The 20,732-nt window shown below is 60.5% G+C and carries 18 protein-coding genes and 1 pseudogene; 10 read left to right on the plus strand and 9 right to left on the minus strand.

Features of this window, described 5'->3' with window-relative positions:
* The first annotated feature begins 14 nt into the window (after positions 1-14).
* Positions 15-674: a class I SAM-dependent methyltransferase gene (locus tag AC3A4H_RS09305; protein ID WP_487766443.1), complete on the plus strand. Its 660-nt coding sequence runs from the start codon at positions 15-17 to the stop codon at positions 672-674.
* Positions 675-933: 259 nt separating this feature from the next.
* On the opposite strand, the gene AC3A4H_RS09310 is transcribed toward AC3A4H_RS09305, so the two are convergent.
* Positions 934-1,362: a helix-turn-helix domain-containing protein gene (locus tag AC3A4H_RS09310; protein WP_487766444.1), complete on the minus strand. Its 429-nt coding sequence runs from the start codon at positions 1,360-1,362 to the stop codon at positions 934-936.
* A gap of 65 nt (positions 1,363-1,427) precedes the next feature.
* On the opposite strand from AC3A4H_RS09310, the gene AC3A4H_RS09315 reads away from it, so the two are divergent.
* From AC3A4H_RS09315 to AC3A4H_RS09330, 4 genes and pseudogenes are all read left to right on the plus strand, one after another.
* Positions 1,428-2,630: an MFS transporter gene (locus AC3A4H_RS09315; RefSeq protein ID WP_487766445.1), complete on the plus strand. Its 1,203-nt coding sequence runs from the start codon at positions 1,428-1,430 to the stop codon at positions 2,628-2,630.
* A gap of 324 nt (positions 2,631-2,954) precedes the next feature.
* The gene (locus AC3A4H_RS09320; RefSeq protein WP_487766446.1) at positions 2,955-3,374 is read left to right on the plus strand and encodes a MarR family winged helix-turn-helix transcriptional regulator; all 420 of its coding nucleotides are present in this window, start codon (positions 2,955-2,957) and stop codon (positions 3,372-3,374) included.
* Between the two features lie 59 nt (positions 3,375-3,433).
* The gene (gene fabF, locus AC3A4H_RS09325; RefSeq protein ID WP_487766684.1) at positions 3,434-4,720 is read left to right on the plus strand and encodes a beta-ketoacyl-ACP synthase II; all 1,287 of its coding nucleotides are present in this window, start codon (positions 3,434-3,436) and stop codon (positions 4,718-4,720) included.
* Between the two features lie 240 nt (positions 4,721-4,960).
* A pseudogene (locus AC3A4H_RS09330) lies at positions 4,961-5,188 on the plus strand (IS110 family transposase); the annotation flags it as partial.
* Here AC3A4H_RS09330 and AC3A4H_RS09335 read toward each other — a convergent pair.
* The 5 genes from AC3A4H_RS09335 to AC3A4H_RS09355 all read right to left on the minus strand — a co-directional run bounded on the left by AC3A4H_RS09335 (position 5,130) and on the right by AC3A4H_RS09355 (position 10,903).
* Positions 5,130-5,456, minus strand: a complete 327-nt coding sequence (locus AC3A4H_RS09335; protein ID WP_487766697.1) for a hypothetical protein — start codon at positions 5,454-5,456, stop codon at positions 5,130-5,132. The pseudogene AC3A4H_RS09330 and the gene AC3A4H_RS09335 overlap by 59 nt on opposite strands.
* A gap of 409 nt (positions 5,457-5,865) precedes the next feature.
* The gene (locus AC3A4H_RS09340) at positions 5,866-7,122 is read right to left on the minus strand and encodes an MFS transporter (RefSeq protein ID WP_487766447.1); all 1,257 of its coding nucleotides are present in this window, start codon (positions 7,120-7,122) and stop codon (positions 5,866-5,868) included.
* A 163-nt stretch (positions 7,123-7,285) separates the two neighbouring features.
* Entirely contained in the window at positions 7,286-8,722 is a 1,437-nt protein-coding gene (locus AC3A4H_RS09345; RefSeq protein ID WP_487766448.1) for an amidohydrolase family protein, read from the minus strand.
* 43 nt (positions 8,723-8,765) lie between these two features.
* Positions 8,766-10,109, minus strand: coding sequence for an amidohydrolase family protein (locus tag AC3A4H_RS09350; protein WP_487766449.1), 1,344 nt, complete (start codon positions 10,107-10,109; stop codon positions 8,766-8,768).
* 65 nt (positions 10,110-10,174) lie between these two features.
* Complete coding sequence (locus AC3A4H_RS09355) at positions 10,175-10,903, minus strand: FadR/GntR family transcriptional regulator (RefSeq protein WP_487766450.1); 729 nt, start codon at positions 10,901-10,903, stop codon at positions 10,175-10,177.
* A gap of 204 nt (positions 10,904-11,107) precedes the next feature.
* Between AC3A4H_RS09355 and AC3A4H_RS09360 the strand changes: the two genes are divergently transcribed.
* The 5 genes from AC3A4H_RS09360 to AC3A4H_RS09380 all read left to right on the plus strand — a co-directional run bounded on the left by AC3A4H_RS09360 (position 11,108) and on the right by AC3A4H_RS09380 (position 16,872).
* Positions 11,108-12,169: an ABC transporter substrate-binding protein gene (locus AC3A4H_RS09360; protein ID WP_487766451.1), complete on the plus strand. Its 1,062-nt coding sequence runs from the start codon at positions 11,108-11,110 to the stop codon at positions 12,167-12,169.
* Positions 12,169-13,443, plus strand: coding sequence for an ABC transporter permease (locus AC3A4H_RS09365; RefSeq protein ID WP_487766452.1), 1,275 nt, complete (start codon positions 12,169-12,171; stop codon positions 13,441-13,443). Before AC3A4H_RS09360 ends, AC3A4H_RS09365 begins: the two co-directional genes overlap by 1 nt.
* Before the next feature lie 41 nt (positions 13,444-13,484).
* A complete protein-coding gene (locus AC3A4H_RS09370) occupies positions 13,485-14,279 on the plus strand; it encodes an ABC transporter permease (protein ID WP_487766685.1) in 795 nt (264 codons plus the stop codon).
* Between the two features lie 101 nt (positions 14,280-14,380).
* Positions 14,381-15,766: an amidohydrolase family protein gene (locus AC3A4H_RS09375; protein WP_487766453.1), complete on the plus strand. Its 1,386-nt coding sequence runs from the start codon at positions 14,381-14,383 to the stop codon at positions 15,764-15,766.
* Positions 15,766-16,872, plus strand: coding sequence for an ABC transporter ATP-binding protein (locus tag AC3A4H_RS09380; RefSeq protein WP_487766454.1), 1,107 nt, complete (start codon positions 15,766-15,768; stop codon positions 16,870-16,872). The genes AC3A4H_RS09375 and AC3A4H_RS09380 overlap by 1 nt, the downstream gene beginning before the upstream one ends.
* A 1,004-nt stretch (positions 16,873-17,876) precedes the next feature.
* Here AC3A4H_RS09380 and AC3A4H_RS09385 read toward each other — a convergent pair.
* The 3 genes from AC3A4H_RS09385 to AC3A4H_RS09395 are packed head-to-tail and all read right to left on the minus strand — an operon-like array spanning position 17,877 to position 20,732.
* Complete coding sequence (locus tag AC3A4H_RS09385) at positions 17,877-19,061, minus strand: DUF3644 domain-containing protein (RefSeq protein WP_487766455.1); 1,185 nt, start codon at positions 19,059-19,061, stop codon at positions 17,877-17,879.
* 47 nt (positions 19,062-19,108) lie between these two features.
* A complete protein-coding gene (locus tag AC3A4H_RS09390) occupies positions 19,109-20,047 on the minus strand; it encodes a hypothetical protein (protein ID WP_487766456.1) in 939 nt (312 codons plus the stop codon).
* Positions 20,040-20,732 carry a TauD/TfdA family dioxygenase gene (locus tag AC3A4H_RS09395; protein WP_487766457.1) on the minus strand — a complete coding sequence of 231 codons (693 nt, stop codon included), beginning with the start codon at positions 20,730-20,732 and terminating at the stop codon, positions 20,040-20,042. The genes AC3A4H_RS09390 and AC3A4H_RS09395 overlap by 8 nt, the downstream gene beginning before the upstream one ends.

Below are 20,732 nucleotides of genomic sequence, written 5' to 3' on the forward strand. Positions count from 1 at the left end.
CAAGGAGCAACACCATGGCCGCAGCGCATGAGTTCTGGGACAAGATGGCTGCGCGCTATGCCGCTCAGCCCATAGCCGATGAAGCCGCCTATCAAACAAAGCTTGCAGAAACCCGTGCGCGGCTGCGCCCGGACATGGACCTGCTGGAGCTGGGCTGTGGAACCGGCTCAACTGCGCTCGTGCATGCTCCCCACGTGCGCCACATTCGCGCCGTGGATTTTTCAGCGCGCATGATCAGCATTGCTCAGGCCAAGACAGACGCTGCCGGCATTTCCAACGTCAGCTTTGAACAGGCCGCCGTGGAGACTCTCGAACTGGATCCAGCAAGCCTGGATATGGTCCTGGCCCTCTCCCTCTTGCATCTGCTGCGCAACAAGCAAGCGGTGATCGCTGAGGTGTTTCACGCTTTGAAACCGGGCGGATGCTTCGTCTCCAGCACCACCTGCGTTCGTGAGGCAACGCCGCTTCTGGGCTGGGTCACGCCGCTCACCAATCGTCTCGGTCTCATCCCCTATCTGGATGTGATGACCTCCGATCAGCTGGTAGATGCGCTCACCAATGTCGGTTTTGTGATCGAGCACCGCTGGCAGCCGAGCCACAAGGCGGCATTGTTCCTCATAGCCCGCAAGCCGGCACCAAGCTCAAATATCGGTGAGTTCCCGCTCAAGTCGTAAGGTCAACAGATGACCAGGCAGTTCCGCCGCCAACTCCCAGCAAACCCCCAGCGAGACCGAAGGCACGGCTCGGGGCTTGGCTACACCAAGACTGACTTCTTTCTCAGTAGCGACGGATTAAGTGCCGACCAGGGAACTGCAGGATCAGCGCGCGTCCGCCTACCCGGGCGCATGTCCTTGATGACCAAAGCTGCCGTCCGAAACGGCAGGCCAGAGTTCCGCATGGTTCCAATCAAGGCGCTCCAGGCGCCATACCCCGCTAAACCTTAGCTTTTGACGGCAGCTTCCTCGGTGTCGTGGCGCGCGATGCCGCCTTCATGAGCTTGCGGAACGTTGGGCATTCCAAATGGCTCGGCGCCTTGCAGTCGGCGACATGCCGGAGCGTGTCGCGCAACACGCGGAGCTGCGCCATCTGCCGCTGCAAGTCATCTGCCTTGGCGTGCAGTTCCTCGCGCGGCACGTCGAGCTCGCCATCCTGACCGAACATCGCCGCAATCTCCAGGAGCGAAAAGCCGCCTGCCCGGCCAAGCGCGATCAAGGAGAGCTTCAACAGAACATCCGCCTCGAACTGCCGGCGCAATCCACGCCTGCCAACGGGACGGATCAAGCCGAGTTGCTCGTAATACCGCAGCGTCGAAGGCGGCACGCCAGAGCGACCCGCGACCTCGCCAATATCCATCATTTTCATGCTTGACCTCAAGTCGGCTTGAAGTCGTAGCCTCTCTCACAAAGGCGATTTCAGCAAGAGGGAAGATGATGGCAAGTGTAGCGAATATGGCGCAAACGACGGTCTGGCGGGACAGCCGGGCGGTGGCGCTTTTGATGGCAGCGACCCTGACGGTCATGGCAAACGCCACGATCAGCCCGGCGCTGCCAGGACTGCAGCGCCTGTTTGCAGACGATCCTCACGCGGCCATGCTGACGCGGCTGCTGGTGCCCGCACCATCGTTGAGCATTGCGCTGCTGGCGCCGCTCACCGGTCTGGCCGTCGACCGGTTCGGACGTCGATTCCTGCTGCTTGCCGGCATTCTGCTGTTCGTGGTTTCAGGAAGCGCCGGCCTGTACCTGCCGGATCTCCCGACGATCTTCATGAGCCGCATCATCCTGGGAGTGGCGGTTGCATTCATCATGACGGCGCAAACCGCCCTGATCGGCGACTATTTCACTGGCGAGGCAAGAAGCGCGCTGACCGGGCTGCAGATTTCGGCGCGAAACTTTGGTGGCCTGATGTTCATCCTGCTGGCCGGCTCGGTTGCGGCGATATCGCCCCGCCTGGCTTTCGGCGTCTACGGACTGGCGGTTCTGGTTTTGCCGCTGACGTCGATGGCAATCATTGAGCCGCGCCGCTCCTCGCCCAGGCAGCAATCCGGCCAAGTGACCTTGACCGCGGCGCAGGGGCGTTGGCGTCTGCCGTTTCTCGGGCTGGTAGCCCTTCAGTCGATGACGAACCTGTTTTTCTTCATCATGCCGACCCAGCTGCCGTTCTTCCTGGATGCCCAAGGCTATCACAGCGCCACGTTGACGGGCATGACGCTAGGCGTGCTGATGCTGACCGGCGGCTGCCTGGCGCTGCTCTACACGCGCATCCAGCGCGCCATCGGTTATGCGGGCGTCTTTGCGCTTGGCTATGCCGCGATGGCGGCCGGGTTTCTTCTGCTGGTCCTGTCGCCGCCGATGTTCCTGACCTTCGCCGGCGCCGCATCGATCGGCGCAGGCTATGCGTTGGTTTCCCCCACCTTCGTCGCCCTGACGCTCCAACTTGCGCCGCCACATCGCCGGGGGTTGGCGGGCGGCATCCTGACGGCCTCGGTGTTCATCGGGCAGTTCTGCTCGCCCTTGCTCAGCACGCCGTCAGTTTCAGGCTTTGGTTATGACGGGCTGTTCCTTGGCGCCGCCGTGGTCCTGTTCACCATGGCCACAGTGGTCCTGGGCAGCACCGCAATGCGATCTCGTTAGGCCACCTCGAAACGGCCCTCATGAATGAAGCCACCGAGAGAAAGCAGGTGAAGGTCACCACACGTCCGGCATCGCGCCAGGTCCATCCTTTCGCAACTCTGGGCCAATCTGGCGCTCGGGACGTTACTGCACCACACCCTTACTCATCGGCCCGTCGTCTCACCCGAGGCGGCGGGTTTTTTTCGAGCAACGAATACGCACTTGCGCCGGGGTCTAGAGGGGCGCAATCGCCTCGCTTGTGCCGATCTGGAATGACCTTTGGCCGCGATGCGGCGAGGATGCCTGCTGTTGACACCGTGCATATACACGATTACCTGATGGCGCATGGCCGATGACAACTTTGATCTCTGCATGGTTCTGAACACCCGCATGGCGGCCCGCGCGATCACGCGTCGTGCCGATGGCAAGTTGAGGGTCTTCGGGATCACCGCCGCGCAGTTCTCCATACTTGGCTCGCTGCTGAAGCATCCCGGCCGCTCGGTGACCGAGATGGCGGAGGCGATTGCCATGGATCGCACGACGCTGTCGCGCAATCTCGCCTTGCTCGAACGCAAGGGACTGGTCTCGACAACGCCGGCGGCACGCGGCAACGGGCGCATCGGGGCGGTCACGCCGGCAGGCCGAAAGGTGATCGAGGAGGCGCGACCCGAGTGGCGCAAGGCCCAGGCCGAATTGCGTGCCACGCTAAAGGCTCCAGATTTCGAAACCATGTTGGCCGGCCTGCGACAACTCGCTCGCCTTTGATCCGCATCCTTGCGGCACAACCGCCACCAATTCCGTGCATATACACTGTAGGAGAAGTCATGCTTAAGCCTGATCCCGTCGATCCCATCGTTGTCACCGGCATGGGCACCATTAGCCCGCTTGGCGTGGGCGTCGATGCGCTCTGGAGCGGTCTCGTCAACGGCCGCAGCGGCATCGTGCGCAATGATCGGTTCGACACGGCCGACTTCGTCAGCCACATTGCGGGTCTGGTGCCAAGAAAGCCGGCTGATCCGAATGGCTTTGATCCCGCGGACTTCATCGACGGAAAAGAGATCAAGAAGATGGATCTCTTTATCCAATATGCCATCGGCGCTGCCAGCGAAGCGCTCGATCAAGCCGCCTGGCACCCTGCGGCACCTGAGGATCAGGCGGCTACGGCCACTATCATCGGCTCCGGCGTGGGGGGATCCCCGGCGATGGCGAAGGCCGTCGAGGTCATCCAGGCCAAGGGACCGCGTCGCCTGTCACCTTTTACAGTGCCCTCTTTCCTCGCCAATCTGGCGGCAGGTTGGTTGTCGATCCTGCACGGGTTCCGCGGTCCGATTGGCACGCCGGTCACCGCTTGCGCGGCGTCTGCCCAAGCGATCGGGGACGGCATGCGCCTGATCATGACCGGTGAGGCCGAGGTGGCCGTGGTTGGTGGCGCCGAAGGATCGGTCGACCCAATCTCCATTGGCGGATTCGGCGCCTCCCGTGCCCTTAGCTCCAGCTATGCCGATGCTCCGCACAAGGCTTCCCGCCCGTTTGACACCGGCCATGACGGGTTCGTGCTTGCCGAAGGCGCGGCTGTGCTGGTCATCGAAAAGCTCAGCCATGCCCATGCGCGCGGCGCCGTGCCGCTGGCTGTTGTTTCCGGCTACGGCACATCGGCGGACGCCTATCACCTCACGGCCGGCGCGCCGGACGGCGCTGGTGCCCAGGTCGCCATGCGCAATGCCTTGAGTATGGCCGGCATTGACCAGAGCCAGGTCGGCTACATCAATGCCCATGCGACTTCGACCGCTGTCGGCGACGCGGCAGAGATCGCCGGCATTGCTGCAGTCTTTGCTGGCCGCGGCAAGGATCTGGCGATCTCGTCGACCAAATCTGCCACGGGCCACCTGCTTGGCGCGGCCGGCGCGCTCGAGGCGATTGTCTCGATCAAGGCGCTGGGCGAGAGCATGCTGCCGCCCACGATCAACCTGGACGATCCAGTGAAGGAAGCCGACATCTTCGATCTGGTGCCCAATGTCGCCAAACCAAAAGCGCTTGACTATGTGCTGTCCAATTCCTTCGGCTTTGGCGGTGTCAATGCGGCGCTGGTGTTTGGAAAGGCGCCGACTTGACCTGACCGGTGCATTCCAAAGCGCTAACAGAACCTGGCGCTCACTGCTGGCGACAGCAGAGCCGCAAGCGAAACGGCAGCTTTCCGCCATCCTTGGTTATCCGGATGAGAGTTCGCCACGTCCATCTGCGCCCAAAGAGGCAGTGATTGATCAATCCTGGGACCGGAAGCAGGCATTCCAAGTGCTTCGCGACAATGGCAGCTGTCCCACTCTCGGTGCCTGAAAGCAAATGGGGTGGATGACCGCTACCTGCGCCGGCTACTGGTGATCGGCATAACCTCGCTCGTTCGACGGGCGAGGATACAGCCAGCATCGGTTGACCCGCGCCTATCTGCCATGCTGGCGCGCAAACCCGCGCGTCTGGTCACCGTGGCCGCCGCCAAGCGGACGGCACGCGTGTCCTGGACGATCATGACGCGCGTTGATCGTGCGGTAGCGTCTGTTGCAGTAACGTCAGGTTGTTCCTGAGGACTTTGATCGAGAAATCGATCTTCAACACCAGGCCGGGACAAGCTGGGCGGTCTTTTTCTCGCAGTGCGCTCCTCAACTCCTGGATTTGCCCCTCCGCCATATCGAGCCGATCCGCCATCCGATCGGCATAGATGTGCACCAAGGTTCCAAGCCGTGCGGCCTCAATCAACCGGAGGCGACGCCGACGCTGGCGTTCGGCTGGAGACATTGGAGCGTCGCCCTTAAGCGGGCGGCCTCGTTTCCGTTTGGGCTTGTCCTCGGTCATGGCGTCCTCGCGATTATTGTGCGTCACGAAAATGGAATCGGGCGTCCCTGGGTGTCAAGAGATCGGCAATGCAATCCTTGCCGACTTGGCTGCCTACAAGGATTCAGCGACGCTATCGCCTGAGACGCAGGCTTAGGCTCCGGAAAGCGCGAAGACTGGCCGTTCACCTTGCAAAATCTGCTTGCGCATTCGTGGAAAGGGCGGCTGGCGCTAAAGCGCGACTTACATCAGGCGAGCCTCACGGTGACCGCTTTGCGCCCGATGTCGGCCGTAATGGTAAGCATTGCCGCTTCCCAGAAGCAGACGTCAATGATCGCGAGTTGTAGGTGAGACAAAAAATGATGAGACTGCTATAGTTAGCAGTCCCAAGACGATCTTAGCTGAGGGCCGACATTAAGACCGTCATCGCTCAGCTATCGAGTGGGTGTTCTGGTTCATCGGACGTGCTTCGTTCCGGAAGGCGCACGACCTCGAGATGGTGAAAGCGCGCCACCAAGCAGCTCCCCGTGGCAAGTGCAACAAGGTGGAACGCCCACAAGCCGCTGAATCCCACCCCGGTCGAAACGATCCATGCTGCAATGAGAGGTGCGCTGCCAGTCATCAGAAACCCGCCACCCTGTACCAGTGCGCTCAACATGACCGCATCGGCCGGATTGCGGGCATGCTGCATCATGATCACCAGCATGACTGAGAATGTCCCGCCCATACCGACCCCCATCAGGAGAGCAATCAGAAGTGGCGACGCTGTACCTAGAAGCAGCGCCAGAAAGCCGATCGCCTGAAAGATGATCGCAATGAAGATTTCGGGTCGCTTGTCGGACCGCTTACCGGCAACGACCGGCAGTGCGATGGCTGTAACCGCCTGGACGACCGACATGATCGCGATCAGGCTGCCAGTCGCAACCTGCGGCACGCCGATTCCGACGTAGTAGGGTCCGATCCAAGCAATGAGACTGCCGTAGCTCATGTTGAGGAGGCCGAAGGCCAGGATCAGCCGCCAGACTCGACCCTGTCTTAGACCATGCCAAATCGCCGCACGCGGTGTCTCGCTACGCGGTCTCTCGTTACGCGGAATGTCGAAGCGAACAGCCATTGGCGCAACCAGAATCGCTAATAATGCTGGAAAAGCCATCGCTGCAAGACCGGTCCGCCAACCTTCGGCCGCAGCGATGACTGGAGCCAACTGCGCGCCCAGAGCGCCGCCGCCCAGCAGAAGCGCCGAATAGCCGCCCATAACGGCGGCGAAACGCGCGGCAAAGCGCACCCGGATGAACACCGGAACAGTCGCCTGCAGAAGCGCAACGCCGATGCCTGACAGCACCGCTGTCGCCAGCAGCCCGCCTCCGCCAATCGGAAGCGCACGCAGGCCCGAGCCGGCAGCAACAGCCGCAAGTCCCAGCACAACCGCCAGTCTGAGTCCCAAGACGGCCTGAATGCTTGGAGCAAATAGCGCCCCGACTCCCATGAGCGCCAACGGCAGCAATGTGAGCGCCGCGATGCCCTCGGCGGTCAGCCCGGTCGAGGCGACGATGTCAGTCACCAGCGGACCGGGACCGGACAGGAACGGCCGCAGGTTGATCGCGATGAGCCCGATCGCGACGAGCGTCAGCAGATCGTCGGAGCGTTGATCGTGGGGCGCTCGCTGGCACTGTTTTGTCTGGCCCATCGGCTGTACCTGTGATGGCTGAGGGAGGCCGCTGCCCTGTTTCCAAGAATCTCGGCAAAGGCAATGCAAAGGCCTCCTCGCAATATCCGAGCTCCAGCTTCGCTAGCAAAATGTGCGGGCTGACGGTTATCGCTCTCGATTACGGGAGAACTGGCGCGAGTCATTACCCGCAGCAGCCGTCGTGCTGCCTGAATCCCGCAGCAAGTGAGTTTTGGAATGCAGGCCAGTGATCCTCAAGCGCGGCGTAGCGTTTGACGGAATGCCTGTACCTCTCCCGCAATTCGTCCTGGATCGCATCGAGGTCCACGCCGATCAGACGGCCGCGTTCGACCACCGTCTTGCCCGCAACGACAAGACGGTCGACATGGTGCGCTGCGCCGCGAGAGAAAAGCAGGTCGAGCGGCTCCACCGGCATGATCCGGTCCCGATCCAGCCGGCGCAAGTCGATGCAGACGAGGTCAGCCTCGGCACCTTGCTCAATCGCCCCCGAGCCCGGCGCGCCGACGACGCGCCGCCCTTCGGCCGTGAACCGCCGCAGCGACTGGGAAGGTTTCCAGTTCTCCTGAAAGCCGCTACCTGCATGCATATGATGGGTCAGGCGCATCTCGCGCAGAATGTCGTCATCCTCGTCAAGAGATGCGCCGTCCATGCCGATCGCAACCTTGCAGCCTCGTGTCAGGGCCTCCGCAATCGGCCCCACACCCGAACGAAGAGCCAGGTTGGAACTGGTGTTGACCACGATCGTCGCTCCGGCTTCGGCGATCAGGTCGAGTTCGTCCGGCCTTGCGTGAACACAGTGGACGAGGGCAAGTCGATCAGACAGCAGCCCAATGTCGCTGAGATAGCGCACTATCCCTTCGGGAAACGTCCTATCGGCATAGCTGCGCTGATAGACTGTCTCGAGGAGATGCATGTGAACACGCCGGCCCGTCAGGGCGGAACGCTCCGCGATCGTTTCCAGAAGCCGGCGCGAACACCATTGCACCCCAGCCGGCCCGAACTGGACGTCTACCATCGGCCCCTCTATCTCAGCGGCGATCGCCTCGGTGGTCTCAATGAGCTGCTCTACGCTTGGCGGGGTGCTCATGAAAAAGCGTTCGATGACCTCGCGTGCTTCAGGTGCTAACCCGGCCAGAAACGGCCTTTCGTCACCGTAGACCAGCGGGTTGATGTCCCGCAGGGCCGGAGCGAAAGCGATGCGCACGCCCACATCATAGGCCGCCTTTGCGACACGTTTGGCCTCCTCCACGGGATCATGCAATCCACTTGGCCGCGTGTAGTGGATCATTATCGCGGCGCATCCCGAAAGAGCGGCGCGCGCCAGTGACGCGGCGGCGGAAAGATACGCGTCGGGGGGAGTCGCGAAAATGGTGCGGGGCAGCCACGCCTCAAGTGGCAGGAATGCGGTGCCGAACGACGACATGGCCAACGGGCGAGCGTGATCATGCGCATTCGCGAATGCCGGGGTTATGAGTAGCTCGCTATCTGTACCCCTGCCTGGCTCGAGCCGTGATATGCGCCCATGCTCGATCCTAATCCCGACATCGGTCTTGCGAACGAGATCGGGCCCTTGAAGAAGTTCACTGGCGAGTAGTTCCATTGGCGCCCCATGATCAGCCGACCATCTTGCTGGCCAAGATGCCTCAGAAATTCGGCAGAGGCTTATACCGCCGCTCCTCCACCACATTGCGAACGAAGACGCCGCCCGCGCGAGCCGCGGCAGCAAGCTGCGCCATATCGAGCGTTGGGAATTCTCCCTTATCGTAGAGCACCCTGCCTGCAACAATCGTCTGCATCACCTCGCCGCGCGTTCCGAAGCGGACGATTTCGTTCGAAAGATGCTGCATGCTCATGAAATGCGGGCAGTCGCCGTCCAGCACGACCATGTCCGCGGCCTTTCCGACTTCGAGCGAACCCACCAGATCGTCCATGCGCAAGGCGGCCGCGCCCTCTATCGTCGCCATGGAAAGAAGCTCATCCGCGCTCAGAAATTCGGGATCATAGGCAGGCAAGCCCCATTTTGCGCCATGTATGAGCCATGCCGCGCGCATCGCCACGAACATATCATTCCCCTGGTTGTCGCAGCCGAGGCAGACGCGAATGCCACGGCTGCGCATGCGCGGGAGGTTCGGGATGGCATTTAGGTTTGCCACGCATTCGACAGGTGAGTGGGCCAGTGCTGCCCCGCCTTCCGCCAGCAATTCTATCTCACGCTCGCTGGCCAGAACGGCATGAACAGCAACGAGGTGTTCGTCGACCACGCCGAGATCAAACAGACGCTCGATCGGGCGCCGTCCCCACATAGACATGCAGAACTCGACTTCCTCCCGGTCTCGGCTGACATGGACCTGGATTGTCGCATCGTTTGCGCGAGCTATTGCCGCGCCTTCCCGAAAGTAAGCCTCAGAAAACCCCAACAACGCGGACGCGTTGACCGCTCCCCGGATGAGCCCGTCCCCCCGCGCAGGGAAGCGCGCAAGGAAGGCCTCCGTGTGCGCGAGATCCTTTTCGGTATCGGCGGAGCGCGGCTTCACCCAAGACCTGTCCTCGATCTGCGAATAAAGAGACGCGTGATGGAAATCCTGATCCGCGCTGCCCCGCGCCAAGGAACAGCGTATGCCCACTTCCTGCACAGCCGAGACGATCGCATCCTCATGCCTCGGGTTCAGTGTCCCTTCCGAAAGGGTTGTAACACCCGCGCGCAAGAGCTGGGCGGCGAGAAGCCTTACGGTCCAGCCCGCTTGCGTCTCGTCGAGAGATCTTTGCGCGGGACTGTAGATGCGCGGGATCATCGGCAACTCGCCGGAGGTGAGCGAACGCACGAAGCACTGTGTGCAGTGCGTGTGCCCGTCGATGAAGCCCGGCATCACGATCGCGTTCGGACCACCTGCGACAGCCTGGGGCGCGTAGCGTCGGGCAATCTCGGTCTCGGCGCCGAGATCGACGATTCTTCCGTCTTTTATGGCGACCGCGCCGTCCTCGACCACGCGCCTGCCGGCATCCATGGTGACGATACGGCCACGCACTACGAGATCAATTTTATCTGGAGAACTCACTGCTTTTCTCTCGTCATTGGCTCATTTGAGCACGTTAGATAATCGATGGCATTGTAAGCTTCTGCGATCGTGTCGATATGGGCACGCATCGCTGCTGCCGCCTCTTCCGGATCGCGATTGACGATGGCCCGGCAGATGCGCTCGTGCTGCGCTGAAAACGCCTCCCGCCTTTGACGTGAAAGGCCCGCCCGCCGCATCTTGCCCCACACGATGCTCCGGCGGACCTGGTTAATTGTCTCGAACAGCGCCTTGAGCACCACATTGCCGGTCGCTGCAGCGATGCTGCGATGAAGCTGCTCGTCAGCGACCTCATACGCATCGAGATTTCGCGCGGAGGAGCAATGCTTTGTGTGGATCTCGATGGTCGCGATCTGGGCTGCCGTGGCGTGCATGGCGGCAAGCATGGCGAGCTGCGGCTCGATGAGCTTGCGCGCCTCTGCAATCTCCCTGGGGCTGGCATGTCGGGCGATCACGCCGGAATCCGTAAGGTCGTCTTGCACCGTGGTGTCGAGAAAAGTGCCCCGTCCAACATGCCGCGATATGCGCCCTGCCGCCTCAAGCCGCTCGAGCGCTTGGCGCACGGCATGGCGAGAACTGCCCGTCAACTGGGCCAGCTCTCGCTCTGTGGGCAGTCTTCCTGCCGATGCCGTTTGTTCCATTATGCGCTCGATCGCTTCCTGCAGTGCGGTCAGTCTGTTCGCTTTCTCGACGGATTTCAACGTCATTTTGCAACCAATTCATCAATTGGTTGATTCTCGGCGCTTGGCAGATAGACATCTTCGCTCACTGCCTCGCGCCTTCTCACATCAGATATTGACATTTTTTTCATGTTACACGAACGTTCCAAACTCTAAGGCCTCGCGGCACGCTAAACGGAGCCTGACATAACAAGAAATAAATGCAACCAATTTCCGACCAGAGGGACTGTCATGGGAAAGCTGAAGAACGCACTGATTACTGTTGGCCTCGGCGTCATCGCGTCGACCCAGATCGCTGTCGCCGACACCATCACGGTAGCCAACAATGGCGGCGCAGCCGGCAAGGCCTTCCGGGACGTGTTTTACACGTCATGGGCCGAAAAGACCGGTAACGGCGTGGTAGATGACGCATTTAATCAGGAACTCGCGCGAATACGCTCGCAGATCGAGACCGGCAATCTCCAGTGGGATGTTGTGAGCGTGACGGCGATCAACGAGGCGGTCGCCTGCGAGGAAGGATTGCTCGAGAAGATCGACTGGTCAGAGCATCTCGATCCGGAGGACTTCGCCGAAGTTGGCGGCCTTGGCGAGTGCGGATTGCCCAACAATTTTGTTTCCGGTGGTCTGGCCTATGACGGCGACGTTTTTTCCGAAGAGAATGCACCGAAGTCCTGGCAGGACTTCTGGGATGTAGAGAAATTTCCCGGTATGCGCGGGATGCTCTATCGTGCCGAGCAGACGCTCGAAGTTGCCTTGATGGCTGACGGTGTGCCGCCCGCCAAGGTTATGGAGGTGCTTGCCGCACCTGGTGGTGTCGATCGCGCGTTCGCGAAGTTGGAAGAACTCAAGCCACATATCCGCTGGTGGAAGAGCGGTGATGAGTCTATGCAGAATCTGCTTTCCGGCGATGTCGTGATGACGTTCGCCTGGAATGGTCGCGTGGCATCCGCGAACAAATCGAACAATCGCAATCTTAAAATCGAGTTTGGCGGCGGTCATGTCTCCGGCAGCCAGATGATCGCGGTTATGAAGGGCACCCCCAAGCGTGACCTCGCAGTTGATTTCATTCGTCATATTTCGTCACCCGAGCCGCAAGCCGGATATGCACGCCACGTGAGCTACGCGCCAGCCAACAGGCAGGCTTTGAAGCTGATGACCGAGAAAGAGCTTGCCACCCTGCCCAGCGGGCACATGGACAAGGCTTCGCTGCAAAGCGGGTCGCTTTACACCAACTTCTGGCTCGATAACGGTGACGCTCTTCTGCAGCGCTTTATAACCATGGCGGCCCAATAATGACCGTAGGCGCTATCCCAGAGCATGCGGTCATGCCGCGCAACGTGGGCCGTGTATCGAAAGGCCTGGGCGGCGGGCGCAAAACCGGTGCGGATAGACGCGATCGCCTTGTAACGTTTGGGCTTATTCTGCCCAGCATCGCCTTCGTGTTTCTCTTCTTCGTACTGCCAATTTCGCTTTTCCTGTTTCGCGCGGTTGATAATTCCGAACTTGTTCACCTGATGCCCAAGACGGTGGCCAGCGTGCAGCAATGGCAGACTGGCGACCTGCCTCCCGAGCCGGTCTACCAGGCCATCGTGGAGGACATTCGGGTGATCGCGGACACGCCATCGGTCGCCGCATTGGGCCGCCGCCTCAACCATGCCTTATCTGGATACCGGGGCCTGATTTCGAAGACCGCCAGGAACATCCGGAAAGTAGATGATTACGCGGATGCCAGATCAGGGCTGATTGCGATTGATCCCTCATGGGAAGATCCGCGCTATCTGGGGGTTCTGCGGCAGCAGTCGGGACCATTGACGGAATTCTACCTTCTGACCGCAATGGATCTCGAACGAGGAGTAGACGACGGCATCAAGTCCGTGTCGTCTCAATCCGCGGTATTCGGCCAACTGTACTGGCGCACGCTCACCATCAGCCTCGCAGTAATGGGGCTGTGCCTGGTTATCGGCTACCCGGTCGCGGCAATGATCGTCCGCGCCAAGGCGGAAAGGGCTAACTGGCTTCTGATGCTTGTGTTGGTGCCGTTCTGGACCTCGCTACTGGTTCGTACAACCGCATGGGTCATCCTCCTACAGAACCAAGGGCTTGTGAACTCGTCGTTGATTATGGCCGGGCTAACCAACGAGCCGCTCTCCCTCATCTACACGAGAACCGCCGTCTACATCGCGATGGTGCATGTGCTTCTGCCCTACATGGTTCTGCCACTCTACAGCGTCATGAAAGGCATATCGCCCCTTCATCTGCGCGCTGCTGCTTCGCTCGGCGCAACACCTATGAGGGTTTTTTGGACGATCTATTTCCCGCTTACCATGCCAGGAGTGATAGCCGGTTGCACTTTGGTCTTCACTCTCTGCATCGGCTTCTACGTGACGCCGGCGTTGGTGGGCGGGCCGTCCGACCAGATGATCGGCTATTTCATCGCCTATTTCACGAACTCCGCCGTGAATTGGGGGCTGGCGTCCGCTCTGGGTGCCGTTCTGCTCCTGATGATCGCCGCGGTTTATCTCGCCGTCGGCAAGCTGGTCGGCTTCGATAGGTTGAGGATACGATGACCGCCTGGACCTCAAACACACGCCACAAGCGCGTTTCTCTCATGAACGTTGCGGGGTGGCTTTACACCGCGCTGGTGATGATCTTCCTGGTTGCGCCAATCATCATCGTGATCCCGCTTTCGTTCTCGTCCGGTCAATTGTTGATCTTCCCGCTGCCGGGATACTCCCTGCGCTGGTACGAGGATTTCTTCACCAATCCGATGTGGACCGGCGCCCTGTGGAACAGCATCTTTATCGGCCTTGCGGCAACAGCCGGGGCGACGCTTCTCGGTACGCTGGCGTCGCTCGGCCTGCACAGGAGCCGCTCGCGCTTCAAGCCGGTGATCTTTGCGCTGCTGCTGACGCCGCTCGCGATACCGGTTGTTGTCATGGCCGTGGCTGCCTTCTATTTCTTTGCCATGCTGAACATGGTCGGTACGTATGCCGGCCTGATCATTGCACACACCGTTCTGGCGCTGCCCTTCGTCGTCATCACAGTCAGCGCGACACTGCAGGGCTTCGACCCCACTTTGACACGGGCAGCCGCAAGCTTGGGGGCCAATCCACTACACGCCTTCAGGTCCGTCACACTGCCGCTGATCGCACCGGGTGTCATTTCGGGCGCGCTGTTCGCCTTCGTCACCTCCTTCGACGAGTTCATCGTGGCGCTTTTCATCGCCAGTCCGCAGCAGCGAACCCTACCGCGCCAGATATTCAGCGGCGTGAGCGAATCCGTCAGCCCGACAATCACCGCAGCCGCTGTGGTGCTGCTCGTGATCACGACGGCTCTCATGGGCGTGATGGAACTGCTGAGACGGCGGACCGAGAGATTGAGACAGTCAGGATCCCATACATGAACAAAGTGGATACAAGCCAGACGAAGGCTACCCTTCTCATCGAAGGGGGAACGATCATCGCCCATGACGGCACAGGGCACCGACGCCTCGACAAAGGCGTCGTGGCGATCGACGGCAACCGGATCGTCCATGTGGGCACCAGCTTCGAAGGCCATGTTCAGCGCAGGCTGGACGTAAATGGCAAGCTTGTCGTCCCGGGGCAGGTCTCCACTCATGCACATGTTGGCATTCATGAAGGGCCACGCTTTCTGCTCGATGGGGGGCAACACAGATTCGTCCGAACCAGCTTCCTCCATTTTCTCCCCCAGCGCCGTTCGACCGGTGCCCGCTTCCTCACCGCACAGGACAGCCGCGCTTCCTTCCGCTACGGTTTCGCAACCCTCGCCCGGCACGGCGTTACCACTGTCCTCGCCTATGCGCCGGGTGGTCCCGACAATGGCGAGACAATGCTGGCGGCGGCGGAAGAGATGGGCGTCCGCCTGTTTTGGTCTCCGATCGTCTCGGGCGGCCAATATTGGCTGAATGAGGATGGCTCGGTTGCGCGGGAACTTGATGAACGAGCCGGCCTGCAGCAGCTACAAAGAGCGGTCGACTTCACAGAGCGCAATCGCAACGCCATGGGTGGACGGCTCGGCGGCACCATCGTTCTGGACGAATATTATGTGTCGACGCCGACCCTCCGAAAGGAGGCAAAAGCTGCTGCGCGCGCGCTCGGCGTCCCGTTCACGATGCATTTCATCGAACAGCATCGAGAGTTCTTCGAGACCATGGCCGCCTACGGCCGCACTCCCGTGCAACTGCTTCAGGATGAAGGCGTGCTCGACGCCCAGACGCTACTGGCTCACTGCATCTATCATGCGGGCCACAGTCTGGTCGGCTATCCGATGGAGGACGATATCGCTCTCCTGGGCAGGTCCGGGGCTTCGATTGCACATTCTCCGGTCGCGTTTGCACGGCGAGGCGTGAGGTTGGAGAGCTTCGACCGGTTCATGCGCGCCGGTGCCAACGTGGCACTGGCCACGGATACCTACCCCCTGGACATGTTCTCGGAAATGCGAATGACCGCGCTTATGGGCAAGATGGCGGACAACAATTTCGAGGCCGCCGCCGCCAGAGACGTGTTTGCCGCGTCAAATACCGGCGGCGCCAAGGCGCTGGGACAGGACGACCTCGGGCGCATCGCCGTCGGAGCCAAGGCCGACATGGTCGTCGTCGACATCGACAACCTTACCTTCGGCATCAATCCCGACCCCGTGAGGGCTCTGGTTCATCTGGCCACGCCCCAGATGATCGAACATGTCCTCATCGACGGAAAGATCATCGTCGAGGACGGGCGGCTAATGGTAGCTGACGAAGACGAAATCATCGCCGAGGCTAAGGCTTCTTCCAGCAAGGTCTGGGAGGCCTATCCGGAATATGATGTCGAGCAGCGTTCGCTCTTCGACCGGTTCCCGCCCGCGGTTCCCCAATGGCAGGAGTCAGTCTAATGAACTTCCACGACAAAGACCATGCGCTCGTTAGCTTTAGGGACGTCAGCAAGAGCTACGACGGCCAGCATAGGGTCGTCGATGGTCTTAACCTCGACGTGACCCGCGGCGAATTTCTCACCCTTCTCGGTCCCTCGGGTTCGGGTAAGACAACCACGCTGATGATGCTGGCAGGCTTCGAAAGCCCAAGCGACGGTGAAATCCTTCTTGGCGGCAAGGATATTACGCATGCGCCGCCGCATCGACGGGGGATCGGTGTGGTTTTCCAGAGCTACGCGCTTTTCCCCCACATGACGATCGCCGAAAACATCGCCTATCCGTTGCGCATTAGGGGAATGCAGAAGGGCGATGCCGCGCGAGAGGTGGAAGCAGCGCTCGCGATGGTACGTCTCTCGGGCTTCGGTGACCGACGCCCGGCCCAACTATCCGGTGGGCAGCAACAGCGCATTGCACTCGCCCGGGCTCTGGTCTTCAAGCCAGCGCTCATCCTGCTGGACGAACCTCTTGGGGCACTGGACAAACAATTGCGGGAGAGCATGCAATACGAACTCAAGCAATTACACAATTCGCTTGGCGTCACGATGGTCTATGTCACACATGACCAGTCCGAGGCCTTGACGATGTCGGACAGAATCGCTCTTTTCAATGACGGCAAGGTCCAGCAGATCGCAGCGCCCAGAGATATCTACGAGAGGCCCGAAAATCTGTTCGTCGCGGAGTTCATCGGCGAAAGTAATCGCCTCACCGGGGAGTATGCCGGAATCGAAGGCGATCACGCTGTGGTTAAGCTTCCTTCCGGACGCATCGTCCGCACGCGGGCTACACCAGGATTGTCAACCGGCCAGCGTGTCCATGTGAGCATTCGCCCCGAACGGCTACGCGTCGAGACCATGTCGTCCGGTCTGCCCAACCGGTTGGGTGCACGCATCGCAAATCTCGTTTATCTCGGGGACGCGGTGCGCTGCGCGCTCACGACCCCACAGGGTGAGGAGGTCGTGGCCAAGCTCGACATAGCGAGCGCGGAAACCGCTTTGTCTGTCGGCCAGCAAGTCGAGGTTTCATTTCCAACCATTGCTGCAAGCATCTTTCCAGCACTCGTACAATAAATTTGGCTTGCCCCATTGAAGTGGTCCTCCATTAAGTATGGCTTTTGACAATGTGCGAGCCTGCGGCGCGTTTCTATTGTGGAATGTTCGAACTCACGAGCGGGTCCGACATCGAGATAGCGGCCGAACTACATTGGCCGCTCTCACCCGCTAAGCGTCATCGCTGAGCCACCGCGCGGTAAGCAGGTCGGGCGTCGTGCCTAACTCCTGTGCAGCGCCTACTGTCAGTCCCTAAGAAAGGAACGGCGCGAGCCTACCTAGCGAGAGAAGTCGCCAAGTCGAGTTCGAAATGTTCGCTTTCGGGCGGCAACTTTGCGCCGATTTCGGTCGTTGGATAAAGCGTCGTTACTCCCAAAGGCTGACGTTCCGCAGCCCGCGTCCGGCGTAATACCCATCAGCGCCACTCGCGTCAGGCGAGGAAGCTAAGCCGACCCACCAACTACGGAATAGGTGAGCGACGGCTTCACGGATGACAGAAAGCTGTCGACCTTAACGACTTCGGCCTGGGACGTCACATGCTCCCAATTAGGCGTCGAGGACGCGGTGCCTTGCCAGTACCGTTGCGCGAGCTCATCGTTGGTCAACCCATGTCGACTCATTCGCTGCCCCTCACTGACTGCCCGTATCCTAGGGTTGTTGTTCAGTAGGAGTTGCAGGTATCCGATCCAAGTGACATCGCGCTGCTCGACGGGCCCTGTTGGCTCGACCTGGTGGACGTACCCTTCGCTATAGCTCAAACCCATCCGGCTAAAGTCACGATCCTCGCGCATGTACACGCAGCTATCGCGCCGCAGACAACGCGACGGTCGATTGCGTTTGAGACACTCCTCAACCTCTGGAGTTTCAGCCCCTAGGGGGAAGACACCGGTTGGACCAAAGATGTCCCCTTTCGGCTTCTGCTGTTTCGCTATCCGATTGTATGTTCTCGTCATTTGCATGCTCCCTCGCATGGCCTGGTGTGGCGCAGATGCATTGACGTGACTAACATAGTTGACACCTCGACCTTACACTTTCGCCGGCCTAGTCCAGCCTTCGTTGAGTTTTTCAAGAACCTTTTCCAGCCAACTTTCGTACCAATACCAGGTGTTCGCGACCTTCACGCCGTAACCCTTGCCGAGCTTGCGGGCGTCGAGCTGTTGAGAGAGCGTCGTGTGGTCGTACATATTGAATCCGGCGTGTCCTGCGGCCTTCATCTTTGCAACAATTTCCCCAGGCAGAAATTTCGGACGCTCCACCTCCTTCAAGAGGACCCGCTCGACTGCCTCGGCTTCGGGCGAGCCGGGCTTGATGAATTCGACTGCTAGGTCGGACTTGCTGGCTTTACGGGAGAGCTTCGGCACAAAGGCAACGCGGAATCGGAATTTCGGGTCCTTCTGCTCGTCCTCTGAGAGGGCCGCGTGGAAGTTGTCCATCGCCGTCGCGATATGGGCCGGCAGCTCGGTGGCGATCAGGCTTTGCCGTTGCACTCCGTCGAACGTCACGAATTGCAACGCGATCGGCAGCCGCTTCTCTAAGGCAAACTCACGCCCGAAGAGGTCCTTGATGGTGTCGTTGAAGTTGATGCAGCAGGCCTGCAGCTTCGCGCTGAGGGCATCGTCGATCCTGTTGGTGGATCGATGCTCGATCTCGTTCCTGATCTCGATCAGGAACTTGAGATTGTTGACGATGCCGCTCTGAAGGGGACAGGCCCCAGTGGTGATGCACTGGCTAAGTTCCCAATGTTTCTCGGCTCCGGATGGCGTGCGCTCAACGACGCCACCTTTCTTGTGGCTGTAATCGATACCTTCGCGCTTGTAATAGGCGTGCATAAGATAGGTCCACGCTATGATCGCGGTGACGATGAAGAGTTCGGCCCTGAAGTAGAGGCCAGCGCTATTGAATGTGTGGACGGCCGCAATCATGGCCTCGCGCGCTTTAACCAGCAGTTCGTCACCTTGAAGGTGGAGGCCGGTGGAGGGATCAATGTTCGGCCACCTGTCGAGGAAGGTGTCCAGCTCATCGTCCGACGCGGGCTTGATAACCTTGTGCTTTGTGCCGTCCTTTATCTCTGAGATCCGCGCATTGTTAATCGACCGGGTGGGCCGGGAGAAATACGCCTGGATATCCTGGGGCACGTATTTGCGGGACAACATCGCTTTGACGATCGCGACCTCCCATTTTTCGAGCGTATTCCCTGGTCGCCTTGCCAATTTGGTGCCCCCCGTTCCTTATCTGCGCAGTTCGTAATGTCCCGGTTCTAGTCGTTGCCGTAGTCGGGCTCGTATTCCATTTCGCGCTCCTGCTGGTGCTCATGGATGTAGCTAAGGCCGGAGGCATCGATTTCGTCGCTTCCCATGAGCGTCAGGTCGCACGTCGGGCAGCGGAATTCCTCGCCGACGAACTCGCGGTCGACGATTTCCCAGATCGCGTGCTCATCGCGCTCTTCGCTGATGTCTTCGCCGGTCTGCTCGCCGGTCATGAAAGCGCGGCATTTGCAGGCTGGGCAGCTCACCACCCAGATTTCGTCGTAGCGACCCATGAAAAGTCCCACCTGATGCTGCGGCTCCCGCAATTCGGCCTCGGCGGCGAGACGCTCCCGTTCGGCCTTTTTCAGCGCCTCGAACTGCTCCCTGGCGGCTTCGACGCGTAACTTGACCGCAGCCTCAAGGGCGTTGGCGGCTTCATCGAGCAATTGGCGGGGTGCCTTCGCATCGGCCGCGCCGAGCCATTGCTCCAGGGATGACCCCATCTGGTCCAGGATCGTGTCGCAGGCATGCCAATAGCGCGCCTCCCAGGCGTCGAGACGCATGGCCCGGAATGGAAGGTCGGCCGAGTGCAGCTCAGCGTTTCTTCGCTCGGCGATGTCCTGGCAGAATTTTTGGACCGTCTTGTCGAACCGGGGGACAAGATGCGCGAGGCGTTCGAACAGGGTTTTGGCCGTGATGGTCTTCACGTCGGTCGTGACGTTGATGCCGGCGGCGACGAACATCGACTGCCAATGCGTCGGATCGGCCACGAGGCTCGGGTGCTTCCGGGCGAGCACAGCCTTTCCCAGCAGCTCGAGCGCGAGTGACGCCCAGAGCTGATACTCGTCGAGGTCGCCGGCGCCTTTCCGCGCGAGGGCACGTCCGATGTAGACCTTCGACTTGGCATGCAGAGCGTCGCCGTTGATGGCAATAAAGACGTCTTCAGGCATCGATGAGAATCCTTGCAAGGCGTCGGCGGGACCCCTGGTCCGACGGACTGCGCCCGTGCAGGACGCGCCAGTTATCAATGATGAGGATGTCGCCTTGGCGCCAATGATGCGCCTCGGCCTCGGAGGCGGCGCCTGCGATCCGGTCTTCCATAAGCCTCAGGGCGTTCCGGCCGCGGGCGTCCAAGGCTTCGATGCAGCCGGGATCGTATCGCAAGAAGGCGCCGCCGGGCGCCAAGATGGTCGAATAGAAGGAGCGTCGACCCGTGCGAACGAGGACCGGCGTGGTTTCGAGAAGGTCAAGTTCCTGCTGTGAAAATCCCAGGTTCCGCCAGTCTAGTAGCATCGTCGCTGCGGCCGGGGATCCCGGGTCGATGCACCCGAGAAGGAGGTAACGGCAGGGTTTGGTGCGGTGGCTGAGTTCGGTGTGGAAGGGCAAGGTGCCCAGGCCGTACCGCGCGCTCAAGGATCGAGGGTGGGCATCAGCTATGGCACGAGGCTGGATGACCTCTTCAAGGGAACCGGCGCGCCCCGCAACACGCGTCCCAAGGTGGTCGCCGATCCGACCCAATTCCCGGACTATCGAACTGGGGTCCGCGCCTGCGACGCAATGACAAAACCAGCCGCGCTCCGCCGTCGCGTCGAAAAGCTGTTGAGGTTCGGAAACGGCGGTTTTGAGCGTGGCCAT

The sequence above is a fragment of the Pseudaminobacter sp. Soil_N_29 genome, from assembly GCF_057656055.1.

Excerpts from the sequence above, each read along its gene's own strand:
- AC3A4H_RS09395 (WP_487766457.1), bottom strand. The coding sequence starts at position 20,732 with ATGGCCACGCTCAAAACCGCCGTTTCCGAACCTCAACAGCTTTTCGAC.
- AC3A4H_RS09310 (WP_487766444.1), bottom strand. The coding sequence starts at position 1,362 with ATGAAAATGATGGATATTGGCGAGGTCGCGGGTCGCTCTGGCGTGCCG.
- AC3A4H_RS09370 (WP_487766685.1), top strand. The coding sequence starts at position 13,485 with ATGAACGTTGCGGGGTGGCTTTACACCGCGCTGGTGATGATCTTCCTG.
- AC3A4H_RS09315 (WP_487766445.1), top strand. The coding sequence starts at position 1,428 with ATGATGGCAAGTGTAGCGAATATGGCGCAAACGACGGTCTGGCGGGAC.
- AC3A4H_RS09305 (WP_487766443.1), top strand. The coding sequence starts at position 15 with ATGGCCGCAGCGCATGAGTTCTGGGACAAGATGGCTGCGCGCTATGCC.
- AC3A4H_RS09335 (WP_487766697.1), bottom strand. The coding sequence starts at position 5,456 with ATGACCGAGGACAAGCCCAAACGGAAACGAGGCCGCCCGCTTAAGGGC.
- fabF (WP_487766684.1), top strand. The coding sequence starts at position 3,434 with ATGCTTAAGCCTGATCCCGTCGATCCCATCGTTGTCACCGGCATGGGC.
- AC3A4H_RS09390 (WP_487766456.1), bottom strand. The coding sequence starts at position 20,047 with ATGCCTGAAGACGTCTTTATTGCCATCAACGGCGACGCTCTGCATGCC.
- AC3A4H_RS09345 (WP_487766448.1), bottom strand. The coding sequence starts at position 8,722 with ATGGAACTACTCGCCAGTGAACTTCTTCAAGGGCCCGATCTCGTTCGC.
- AC3A4H_RS09320 (WP_487766446.1), top strand. The coding sequence starts at position 2,955 with ATGGCCGATGACAACTTTGATCTCTGCATGGTTCTGAACACCCGCATG.
- AC3A4H_RS09380 (WP_487766454.1), top strand. The coding sequence starts at position 15,766 with ATGAACTTCCACGACAAAGACCATGCGCTCGTTAGCTTTAGGGACGTC.
- AC3A4H_RS09360 (WP_487766451.1), top strand. The coding sequence starts at position 11,108 with ATGGGAAAGCTGAAGAACGCACTGATTACTGTTGGCCTCGGCGTCATC.
- AC3A4H_RS09340 (WP_487766447.1), bottom strand. The coding sequence starts at position 7,122 with ATGGGCCAGACAAAACAGTGCCAGCGAGCGCCCCACGATCAACGCTCC.
- AC3A4H_RS09365 (WP_487766452.1), top strand. The coding sequence starts at position 12,169 with ATGACCGTAGGCGCTATCCCAGAGCATGCGGTCATGCCGCGCAACGTG.
- AC3A4H_RS09355 (WP_487766450.1), bottom strand. The coding sequence starts at position 10,903 with ATGACGTTGAAATCCGTCGAGAAAGCGAACAGACTGACCGCACTGCAG.